The sequence below is a fragment of the Bacillus sanguinis genome (assembly GCF_018332475.1).
Taxonomy (GTDB): Bacteria; Bacillota; Bacilli; order Bacillales; family Bacillaceae_G; genus Bacillus_A; species Bacillus_A sanguinis.
On sequence record NZ_BOQB01000160.1, the window covers coordinates 1 to 11,336 of the forward strand.

Annotated in this window: 11 protein-coding genes and 1 pseudogene; 8 read left to right on the forward strand and 4 right to left on the reverse strand. The window is 33.1% G+C overall.

All coding sequences use genetic code 11. From position 1 onward, the window contains the following. Positions 1–154: 154 nt before the first annotated feature. Positions 155–1,492: an NAD(P)/FAD-dependent oxidoreductase gene (locus KI369_RS17405; RefSeq protein WP_212956755.1), complete on the reverse strand. Its 1,338-nt coding sequence runs from the start codon at positions 1,490–1,492 to the stop codon at positions 155–157. A gap of 265 nt (positions 1,493–1,757) precedes the next feature. Continuing rightward, positions 1,758–2,555: a cell wall hydrolase gene (locus KI369_RS17410; protein ID WP_212956756.1), complete on the reverse strand. Its 798-nt coding sequence runs from the start codon at positions 2,553–2,555 to the stop codon at positions 1,758–1,760. A 294-nt stretch (positions 2,556–2,849) separates the two neighbouring features. Between KI369_RS17410 and KI369_RS17415 the strand changes: the two genes are divergently transcribed. The 8 genes and pseudogenes from KI369_RS17415 to KI369_RS17450 all read left to right on the forward strand — a co-directional run bounded on the left by KI369_RS17415 (position 2,850) and on the right by KI369_RS17450 (position 9,561). Next, positions 2,850–4,691 (forward strand): S8 family peptidase, encoded by a 1,842-nt coding sequence (locus KI369_RS17415; RefSeq protein ID WP_212956757.1) that lies wholly within the window; start codon positions 2,850–2,852, stop codon positions 4,689–4,691. 178 nt (positions 4,692–4,869) lie between these two features. Further along, positions 4,870–5,865: a phosphatidylinositol-specific phospholipase C gene (gene plcA / locus KI369_RS17420; RefSeq protein ID WP_212956758.1), complete on the forward strand. Its 996-nt coding sequence runs from the start codon at positions 4,870–4,872 to the stop codon at positions 5,863–5,865. Between the two features lie 25 nt (positions 5,866–5,890). Further along, a pseudogene (locus KI369_RS17425) lies at positions 5,891–6,004 on the forward strand (GntR family transcriptional regulator); the annotation flags it as partial. Positions 6,005–6,217: 213 nt separating this feature from the next. Continuing rightward, positions 6,218–6,409, forward strand: a complete 192-nt coding sequence (locus KI369_RS17430; RefSeq protein ID WP_212956759.1) for a hypothetical protein — start codon at positions 6,218–6,220, stop codon at positions 6,407–6,409. A 186-nt stretch (positions 6,410–6,595) separates the two neighbouring features. Next, on the forward strand, positions 6,596–8,029 hold the full coding sequence (pdxR, locus tag KI369_RS17435) for a MocR-like pyridoxine biosynthesis transcription factor PdxR (protein ID WP_212956760.1): 1,434 nt from the start codon (positions 6,596–6,598) through the stop codon (positions 8,027–8,029). Positions 8,030–8,062: 33 nt separating this feature from the next. Then, positions 8,063–8,419: a CidA/LrgA family holin-like protein gene (locus KI369_RS17440; RefSeq protein WP_212956761.1), complete on the forward strand. Its 357-nt coding sequence runs from the start codon at positions 8,063–8,065 to the stop codon at positions 8,417–8,419. Positions 8,420–8,442: 23 nt separating this feature from the next. Beyond that, entirely contained in the window at positions 8,443–9,114 is a 672-nt protein-coding gene (locus KI369_RS17445) for an LrgB family protein (protein WP_212956762.1), read from the forward strand. A 21-nt stretch (positions 9,115–9,135) separates the two neighbouring features. Next, positions 9,136–9,561, forward strand: coding sequence for a YfmQ family protein (locus KI369_RS17450; protein ID WP_212956763.1), 426 nt, complete (start codon positions 9,136–9,138; stop codon positions 9,559–9,561). A 22-nt stretch (positions 9,562–9,583) separates the two neighbouring features. Here KI369_RS17450 and KI369_RS17455 read toward each other — a convergent pair whose 3' ends face one another. Both KI369_RS17455 and KI369_RS17460 read right to left on the reverse strand, forming a co-directional pair. Then, on the reverse strand, positions 9,584–10,054 hold the full coding sequence (locus KI369_RS17455; protein ID WP_238484933.1) for a CBO0543 family protein: 471 nt from the start codon (positions 10,052–10,054) through the stop codon (positions 9,584–9,586). Then, positions 9,960–11,138, reverse strand: coding sequence for a DUF2515 domain-containing protein (locus tag KI369_RS17460; protein ID WP_212956764.1), 1,179 nt, complete (start codon positions 11,136–11,138; stop codon positions 9,960–9,962). Before KI369_RS17460 ends, KI369_RS17455 begins: the two co-directional genes overlap by 95 nt. Positions 11,139–11,336: the final 198 nt, after the last annotated feature.

Consider the following 11,336-nt stretch of genomic DNA (forward strand, 5'->3'; position numbering starts at 1 on the left):
GAATGTCAATAGTTTTACATACATAGTTATGTTACATATATATCTCATAAAATCCTGATTCTTTGCGGGATAATCGTTAGCGAGGGAAGGATAAGGTATATAAATAAAGCGTTGTGAAACTGAAAATATTTGATTGGTATCTTAATAAAAGAATTTAAACCGTAGATAAATATTTTCCAACATATAACCCACTTGCAGCAGCTTGAGATAAGGAATGAGTGACACCAGAACAATCTCCAATTAAAAATAGTCCATGTATACTTGTTTCAAAATGGTTATTGAGTTTTATCGTAGGGGCATAGAACTTTCCGTCAATTCCATATAATAAAGTATCTGTATCGACCGGTTCTTGGATAAATTGTTCTAAGCGTAATAAAAATTCTTTAAGTCCTTCAACATATAATGGAGGGATTTCTGTATTCAAATCTCCGTAATCTCCTTGTAGTGTTGGCTGTATACGGTTATGTTTCATGTCATTCGCTGTTGTAGGCTGTTTATTTAGTAAGTCCTCTAAGCGCTGTATAACAATCCGATCTTGTCCTTGGTTAATGTTTTTAATAATTGAACTTGCATATACATTTGCTTCTTTGAGAGTTGAAAAATAGCGCGGGATGAATAAAGTGAAATTTAAGTTAGGTGTGCCAGTTCCTTTCTCTCGAAAATTTTGACCGTCAGGCATAACTAAACCTTCTTCGTACTTTCTAATAATGCGTCCTTTTGGATTCATACAGTACGTAGTTGCTGTGAAGTGTTCATGCTCATAAGAAAGTTTAGTCTCAAATGTATCTTTTAATATAGAACGTAATTGGTGTTCTTTCATCTCTACTCGAATACCTAAGTCTACACGAGTTTGCTCCTGAGGAATATTGAGAGAAGTGCACATTTCTTTTAACCAATCCGCTCCAGAACGTCCAGTTGCAAATACTAGTTGCTTCGATTGAACTGTTCCTTCATTTGTCTCTATTGTAAAATGATCTTTCTGTTTCATAATATGTTGTACATCTATATGAAATTGTATATTTATTTTCGTAAGTAAAAATTCATAGAGTTGCTGAAAAATCTCACTTGAAAGGGTAGTGCCAAGGTGCCTTACTTCTGTTGTTAGCATTCGTAAACCACACGCTTCAGCTCTCTTATTGAGAGTTGGATTTTCTGTAGAATATTTTGAAACAGAACTTCCTCCGAATTGACATAGAATTTCATCTACTTCAGCCATAAGTTGTATAAAGCCTTCTTTACCGACTTTTTGCTCAAGTTCTCCGCCAAATCCGTTTGTATAATTAAATTTCCCTTCAGATTTTCCTAGCCCGCCAAACCCGAAATATTTATCACATGTAGTACAAGTACACACTTTTCCTTCGTCTAAAGGACAATGGCGATCTTCTAGCGCTTTCCCTTTATCCAGAATTAAAACTTTTTTGTTACTTTTAGCTAGTAAATAAGCCATAAAAATGCTACTTACTCCAGCGCCGATAATTGTAACATCATACATATTCTTTCACCTGCTAACGAATAGTTTGTTTTTTATTTTTCTAGTGTATAACAATTTTATGAAGTTAAGAAATAGCTTTTATGAATAAAGAGGGAGTTTTTGAACTTGATGCTTTTTTAATTTTTCAGAGTGATGGAGTAAATACGAATATTTTATTTGAAAGAAGAGATAGTTTTAAAAGATCACTATGTCATATGATTAATAAAATCTTACATATAAAAAAACAGACCTTTTAAGTGAAGAGGTCTGTTAATGATTTTAAATGTTATTTAGCGAAGACGTGGTTACCAATTACTGCTACTTTTTGACGTGTCGTAATCCATTTGTCTGTTGATGTTTTTGGATTGTAGAAATAAAGCCAATCAGAATGTATTCCATTTGTGGAGATAGCCTCTTCTACTGCCATTTTTGCTTCTGGGCTTGCAGGATGATTAATTCTTCCATCTGTAACAGGAGTAAATGCATATCCATATTTAATAGGTTCATAAATAACGCCTGTTATTGTATTTGGAAACCCTTTTGCGTTTACACGGTTTAGGATAACTTTTGCTACAGCCACTTTTCCTTTATACGATTCGCCACCTGCTTCAGCAGTAACTAAGCGTGCCATTAAGTCTTTTTCTTTTTCTGAAATGCTTGAGTTGATTTTCAAATGTTGTCCTGTATAAAGCTTGTTTCCGACTGTATTGTTAATTTGTTTTATAGATTGAACGTTAACATTGTAACGCTTTGCTATCGTTTCTAATGAGTCTCCCGATTGAACTTGATATATAATTTGGTCACTAATGTTTGCAGGTTTGACGTTTTGACGAACGGTAATTTTATTTGAGTTCGTGGCACCTGGAATATGTAACTGTTCGCCAATGAAAGTTTGATCGTTTCCTTTATCATTTGCCTGTTTAATGGATTGTATTGAAACGCCGTATTGTTTACTAATGCCCCAAAGTGTATCATTCTTTTTTACTGTATGAATGGTAGAAGCCTCAGCCGTACTTTGACTACATACGAATGTAATTGCAGCCGCAGATAAAGGGATTATATGTTTTATTTTTAATAATTTCATTGTAAATCCTCCTAAGAAAAAATTAAGGTGAAACTGTTAAGTAATGTAGTTTTGAATATTTATATACTTAATATATTAATGTAAGTATATTAGCACATATAAAATAAATAATCATTATAAGTTTCTTATTCATGTATTGTAGAGTTCTAATATGAAATATTGCATATGAAAATACATTGAAGTTCATATTGCTGATTACTATAATCTATTTAGTAGAAAGGGAATATGTTATATAAATAAAATCATTATAAATTAATATAATGATTAATTGTTGTTAATAGGAGGATTGATGTAATGAAAATATTTCAAAAAATGTGTGCGTCAACTGTAATCATTACAACACTTTTAGGAATAGGAGGTACTGTCAATAGTGTACATGCTAATTCTATAGAACAGCAGAGTAAATTAGGAATAGATCAAGAAACAGATAAGCAAATCATTGTAAAATTTAAAGCGGATTTGAAATTTCCATATGAAGATGGTATTGAAAAACAAATACAATCTCAAACGAACGACAAAGTACTAGAAGATCTTTTGGTAGAATATCCAGATGTAACATTCACGCGTTTATTCACATCTGTAAGTCCAGAGGAAATAGAAGACCTTGAAGTGAAAGCACCCAATAATGTATCTACAAGTTTATTAAACTACTATATTCTTCAAACTCAAAATGGTGAGCAGAAAGAAGAACTAGTAGATAGGTTAAAGAAATCTTCTTTAATAGAAGATGTGTATATGAAGAAACAAGAAAAAATAACGCCACCAGAAGTGCAACCATCAAGTGTATCTCTTAGTCCTAATAACAATCCTAGATTTAAACAACAAGGTTATTTAGAAGCAGCACCGTACGGTATTAATGCGCCCTTCGCCTGGGAAGTTCAAGGCGGTAAAGGAAATGGTATAACTTTTGTTGATATGGAATATGGATGGTTATTAAATCATGAGGATTTAGTACATCAAAATATTGAATTAATGTCTGGAATAAATATAGATCAACATGTCGGTCATGGGACGTCTGTACTAGGAATTGTATCCTCTGAGGACAATGAAGTTGGGAATATTGGGATTGCGCCAAAAGCGAAAGCAAAGGTCATTTCTCAAATAAGAGATAACGGACAGTATAATACAGCTGATGCAATATTAAGTGCTGTGAATCAGTTAGAAGCTGGGGATGTTTTATTATTAGAGGCACAAGCTTCCTTTGATGGATATGGTGATAAATATTTACCTGTTGAGGTACAACCAGATATCTTTGATGCAATTCGTGCTGGTACAGATAAAGGTGTTGTCATTATAGAAGCAGGAGCAAATGGTTGGAATGATTTAGACCAATTTAAAGATAGAAATGGTAAACAAATTTTAAATCGTAATAGTAAAGATTTTAAAGATTCAGGTGCAATTATGGTAGGAGCGGGCTCTTCATCTTTCCCTCATGAGCGTATGTGGTTTTCAAATTATGGCAGCCGTATTGATGTGTATGGCTGGGGAGAAAACGTAGATACAACTACAGCAGAGCAAAGTCGAAGTGCTGTAAATCTTTATACATCTAGCTTTAGTGGCACGTCGAGTGCGTCGCCTATTATTGCGGGAGCAGCGACTTTAGTACAAAGCATTGCGAAAGAAAATTTAGGACAACCATATAGACCGAGTGAACTAAGAGCAATATTAAGCAACTACAACACAGGAACAAAATCTAAAGATCCATATGCAGATAAAATTGGTGTTTTACCAGATTTGAAGTCTATACTAGTAAACTTAGGGTATGGACAAAGAGAACCGAACGGTGGGAATGAGTTACAAGTAACAGAAAATGAACCAAATAATGAACGTAGACAGGCAAATAAAATTAACATTCATACATCGGTGAAAGGAACGCTACATAATAGTGATAATGTAGATGTATTTACTTTCCAAATTGACTCACCAGAAAATATTAATATTTCTCTACTAAATGAACAAAATATCGGAATGACATGGGTGCTTCATCATGAATCAGATTTAAATAACTATGTAGCATATGGTGAAAATGAAGGAAATGTAGTGAAAGGTACTTATAATGCAAAGCCAGGTAAATATTATTTATACGTCTATAAGTATGAGAATAAAGATGGTTCATATGTATTGAATATAAAGTAAACGAAAGGAACTTCAGATGAAGTTCCTTTAAATTTTTCTAATTCAGGATATATGAATGTTTTTTTAAACTTTACTTCTATGCAATATTTCATACTTATGAAATGTTATTTATTTTTTGTTCACCAGATTATATTATATTCAATAAGTTTGATGTAAAACAGAAAAAGGAGGAATAATAATGAGCAGTAAGAAATTTATTTTGAAATTATTCATATGTAGTACGATATTTATCACATTTGTACTTGCTTTACATGATAAGAGAGTTGTTGCAGCTAGCTCTGTTAATGAACTTGAAAATTGGTCAAAGTGGATGCAACCTATACCTGATAATATCCCATTAGCACGAATTTCAATTCCAGGAACACATGATAGCGGGACGTTCAAGTTGCAAAATCCGATTAAGCAAGTATGGGGAATGACGCAAGAATATGATTTTCGTTACCAAATGAATCATGGAGCTAGAATTTTTGATATAAGAGGACGTTTAACAGATGATAATACGATAGTTCTTCATCATGGGCCGTTATATCTTTATGTAACACTGCATGAATTCATAAACGAAGCGAAACAATTTCTAAAAGATAACCCAAGTGAAACGATTATTATGTCTTTAAAAAAAGAGTATGAGGATATGAAAGGTGCAGAAGGTTCATTTAGTAGTACGTTTGAAAAAAGTTATTTTGTTGATCCTATCTTTTTAAAAACAGAAGGAAATATAAAATTGGGAGATGCTCGTGGGAAAATTGTACTACTAAAAAGATATAGTGGTAGTAATGAATCTGGAGGATATAATAATTTTTATTGGCCAGATAATGAGACGTTTACGACAACTGTAAATCAAAATGTAAATGTAACGGTACAAGATAAATATAAAGTGAGTTATGATGAGAAAGTAAAATCTATTAAAGATACGATTAATGAAACGATGAACAATAGTGAGGATTTACATCATCTATATATTAATTTTGCAAGCTTGTCTTCTGGGGGTACAGCATGGAACAGTCCATATTACTATGCCTCTTATATAAATCCTGAAATTGCAAACTATATAAAACAAAAGAGTCCTACAAGAGTAGGTTGGATAATTCAAGACTACATAAATGAAAAGTGGTCACCATTGCTGTATCAAGAAGTTATAAGAGCGAATAAGTCACTTATACAAGAATCAAAATGATAAGAGTAAAAAGTGATAAAATATGTCGCTTCTTATTAAAAATACAGTTTGTCTTGTAAACTGGACAATTTTCGAATTATCTCAATCGGTGTTTCATTATGAAAAAGCCAAACTTTTAAATCGGATTAATTTTAAGTGAAAAATGAATATAATTAACTTTGTGAAAAAAGCAACTGACCATAAGCGATCAGTTGTTTTTTTCACAAAGTGGATGAGTAAAAAAACACAAAAGTGGTTGGTCCGTTTTTTTAAAACATCCATTATGATAAGAGAAGAAAGGTAGTATGTTATTACCGTTTTAAAGGGGAAGTTCTTTATTAAAATAGATTGTCTTTAGAGAGGTGAAAATACAATGGTTTTTGCAATTTCACTAGTCGTTATTATTGTAATTGTATCACTGTTTGGGACCGTACTAGTTGCACGAAATGTAGAGGAGAATTACGGAAAGTCCACAAAGAGAAATGTGAAAAATTTATCTGCAATCTATATTCTCCTTCTTTTTGTTCTACTGCTAGGGGTAACATGGTATGCGGTAATAATTTGATAGTTTGTAACAGAACTGAAACGAGAGTATGAAGCTGGAATTTCAGAAGCTATCGAGTAATCAGAAAGGGAGCTATTTTAATATATCTATTTTTGGATGAGAAAATGTGACTAATTAATACTATTTTTACGGTGAATACTGTTAGTAATAAATTGGGGATATTTCGTTTTGAAAGGAGGCAACTATATGGAATGGAAACCAAATCGTGCAGATAAAACGCCTGTATATAAACAAATAGCGGATTATATTGAAAGGGGTATTTCTTCAGGGGAGTTTCCTTCTGACAGTAAGTTACCTTCTGAGCGTATGTTAGCAAAAGAATTACAGGTGAACAGGAGTACGATAGTAGCTGCATATGAAGAATTAAAATCACTTGGTGTAGTAGAACGGCAAAAAGGAAGCGGAACACGGGTGAATACAGACATATGGGGTGTTTCACATAAAAGAATACCAAACTGGGGTAGGTACGTTGAGGATGGCTCATTCTTACCTAATGTACCACTCGTTCAACAAATTCGAACAGAAATACAAAAAGACGACTTAATTAATTTAGCGAGTGGTGAATTGTCACCAGAATTAATTCCGAGTGATAGATTCCGAACGATTTTGTCGGAGAAAACATTTATGGAAAACCTCGGTTATGACCATCCACTTGGAAATGAAATGTTGAGAAAAACAATTGCAGCACATGTTCAGCAATATAAACAAATTGAAGCAGATTCGAATGCTATCCTTATTACATCTGGTGCACAACAGGCACTTAATCTTATAGTCCAATGCTTATTAAAACCAGGAGATGCGATTGCAATCGAGGACCCTTCGTATTGTTTTTCATTGCCGATGTTTAAATCTGCTGGTTTGAAAATATTCCATTTACCTGTTGATCAACATGGAATGAATCCAGATGACTTAATTGATTTGCATAAAAAACATCGTATTCGCATGGTATTTTTGAATCCAGATTATCAAAATCCAACTGGAACTGTGCTTTCATTAGCAAGACGTAAAAAGATTTTAGAACTGTCTTCTGAATTTGGGATACCGATTGTAGAAGATGATCCGTATAGTTTAACTTCATTTAATGGAGAAGTGAATCCAACATTAAAATCAATGGATCAAAACGGGAATGTTCTTTATATAAGTTCATTATCAAAAATTGTTGCATCCGGATTACGTATTGGCTGGGTAATTGGCCCTACGCGTGTAATAGAACGTTTAGCAGATGCAAAGCAGCAAGTTGATTTTGGACATAGCGTATTTACGCAGTGGGTGGCAAATCAGTTTTTAGAATCAGCAGATTTTCATGCACATATTACAATGCTTCGTGAACAATTGAAAGAAAGAAGAGAGGTGTTAATTAGAAAGCTTGAAGAAATATTGGGTGACCAGGTTAAATTTTTTGTTCCAGAGGGTGGAATACATTTATGGTGCAAAGTGCAAGGAACGTTTGATGAATATCATTTATTAGGTGAATCTATACGAAATGGTGTAGCGTTTGTCCCAGGAAGTGTTTTAGGTACTAAGAGTGAATATATTCGTTTTACTTTTGGGAGAGTAGATGTCGAACAAATTCAACTGGGAATTACGAGGTTTGCAGAAACATTAAATGAGATTTCATAATAGTGATACGTAATATTGAAATGAGGGAAGGAAATGAAGCACGTGACGCTTTTACTTCAAGTAGGCGTACTGTATGTATTTAGCCTAGTTGGTACGTGGGTTCAAGGAGTATTCCATTTATCAATGCCAGGAAGTTTAATAGGGATGTTAATGCTGTTTCTGCTCCTTGCTACTCGTATTTTACCATTAAAGTGGTTTGAGAAAGGTGCGGAAAAGTTAATCGTCTTTTTACCGTTATTTCTAATTCCTTCGACAACAGGGTTGATGGAATACGGGTCTTTTCTTTTCAGTAAGGGGAGTATTATATTCCTTTTAGTAGTTATAAGCACCGTAGTAACTTTGGTTGTTTCAGGATATATAAGTCAATTGTTAGTAACATCAAAAAAATAAAATCGACAAGGTGCACGATGCAAATGGTCTTCATTATTATTACTGTAGTAGTTTATTTATTGGCGATAAAGTTATATAAAAAATTTACGTTTCCATTTACGTTACCGGTGTTAACAGTTACAGTAAGTCTGATTTGTTTATTTCTGATTTTTGGTATTTCTCATCATGAGTATAGAGCAAATGGGGGAGACATTCTTTCCGGATTATTGAGTCCTGCAATTGTAGCGTTAGCAATTCCTTTATTTAAAGAGCGAAAAATACTTATGAAAAACTTTGTGTCGATACTTATCGGCGTAACAGTAGGCATAGTGGCTTTAACGAGTATGAATGTAATGATTGGCGGGATATTAAATATAGATAAGGAACTCATATTAACGACACTGCCGCAATTAGCGACGATGCCTATTGCCATTTCATTAGCGGATCAAATTGGTGGTATTCCATCTATGACTTCTAGTTTTGTAGTTGTTGCAGGAATAACAGGTGCTATGATCGGACCAACAGTACTTAAGTTTTTCCGTATAACAAGTACGATTGGAAAAGGAGTGGGAATGGGCTGCGCATCACATATTATTGGTGTGAGCCGTCTCGTGAAGGAAGGTGAAAAAGAGGCGACGATTGGTTCGGTGACGATGATTATAACTGGAATACTTATTAGTATATTCATACCGTATGGAACGAAATTTATATTTTAAAATGTAATGGAGATGATGAAAATGACAACATGGTTTATAGTTACATTATTTATTTTTGGTGCTCTTAAAGTAATAGTGTCTAGTATGCCGACTTCTGTTGTAGAATCAATTATTAGTAGATTTGAATTACATCAAAAACTTGAGGAAGAGAATACCTCTATATCGATAGATGGAAAGAGTATAGAAGGAGAAATGAAACTACAAGTTATTCATGAATTTAATGAGGCTTTATTTTTAGATAAACATTATTTTCCGCCGCACGGGGAAGGAACACCAATTGTTATTGATACGAAGATAGGGAATAAAGAGATTAGATTTTCTCTATATAGCCATGAGGAACATGTTGATGTAATAAAGCAATATAAAAAGAAAGTCATTGCGTATCGTTTACGTTCTAAAAGTCTTCAAAACCCTACATTATTAGCAATAACTGAAGATTATGCTTAAGAAGAGATCTATGATGGTCTCTTTATTTTTGTATGAAATGATATACTTTCCAAATAAAAGAAAAGAAAATCATATAGCCAAATAAAGAGTATGTATGATTCCAATCTACGCTATGAATAAAGAAACCGAATCTTTCTGCAATCTGTTCAAAAATACTAGCACAAATACCTATTGAAACAATAAATAGAATTCTAGAAACTGCAGATAATGTTTTCGAAATTTGTATGAAAATCATTGTTAAAATTGGTAGTACAAACAAAGTAAAGCCAATGTTAACTGAAAATATGGATGAGAATGGTCTAACGGGAAAGGAATATATTTGTTTCGTAACAAAGAAAGCATCTAAGCAAGTTCCGATAATAGAAGAGAGTAAGATTGTAACTGCTAATGCTAGAAAATCATTCTTCTTCTCGAAGGAGGACGTTTTTCTTTGCAAGAATGGCGAGTTCAATTTTTTCGAGTGTTTTACAGTAGTCTTCTGTAATTTGTCCATTTATATTTTCCTCCTTATCTACTAAGTAATTTACAACTTGCCAGTCCGTAAACCAATCTTCACTGTCAACTTCTTCATGCTTCATATCTCGCCATGCATAGATGAGTGCAGGACTGTATATACGATAAGCGTCACTACGCAACTGGCATTTCTTTATTCGACGCTTATAAAACTCACGGGAAAAAGATTCATTTACACTTGAAAATAAATGAGGCCAGTAATCTTTCCTTGATCCTGTATGCGGATGGTGCTGGGCCCAGCTTATTATTTGAGATAAAACATGTGTGTCTCGAAATAATAATGAATACAACCTTTTTCCAATTAAGATTCGTTCGTGTAAAGAAGTGAAATGTTTCATTGTATCACCAAATAGTAATACTTTGAGTTTCTTATCATTTTCGTAGAATGGGAAAAGGATATGATTAAATTGAAAGAAATCAAAGAGTTTAAATCCAATACTATTAAGTACAGTCTTTTTAAATTGTATATTTTGAATCACTCTTTTTTCTAAGTAGTTTTGTTCATTAATAATAGTTGCAATGGCTAATGTTTTTTTGTTACCTGTTTTCCAAAAATCGTTCCACATCGTTTCCATAAATGTAGAAACATTTAGGTGAGGGAGAAGGTGAAATAGTTTTTGTGCTCTTTTTACACTTTGTTCATAAAGCAGAAATTGAGGATATACATCTTGGAAAATAAGCCAATTCCCTCTTTCTAAAAAAGAAAAGAATGTGATTTGATCTTTCTCTGATAAAATTCTCGTATATAAATCACCCTTTAAATCAGTCATATTCCAACCACCGTTACGTGATACCATATGCCCAAGTAGTGCCCAATGTATTTCTGGATATTGAATGTAAAATTGGTAGTATGCGCGTGTTCTTGTCACATTATTTTTATTTAGCTGTTCTGTTTGTATTTTTATGTTGTTGATGATGAGTTGCTCTTCTGTCGTTAATTTATACATCGTGCCAGAATGAATGAGCTTGCTTTTTTGTTTCAATTCATTTTTTACATCAAATAGGGAGAGAGGCAGTGCTTTGGAAGGTCCGTTATATGTATGATTTGAATTGCTTCGATACATTCCATTACCTCCCTTTTCATGAAATTAAACATGATTATTGAATATGAATCATTCTATTTATTTTATTACGAGTTTAAGAAATAAATGAGCGGTGTTTTTTACAAGGATTTAGTTATCAGGCAAAAAGCATAAAAAATCTTACTGTTGTGAGGTGAAATAAAAAACAGAAACTATGTTTAATAGTTTCTGTTTTTTATT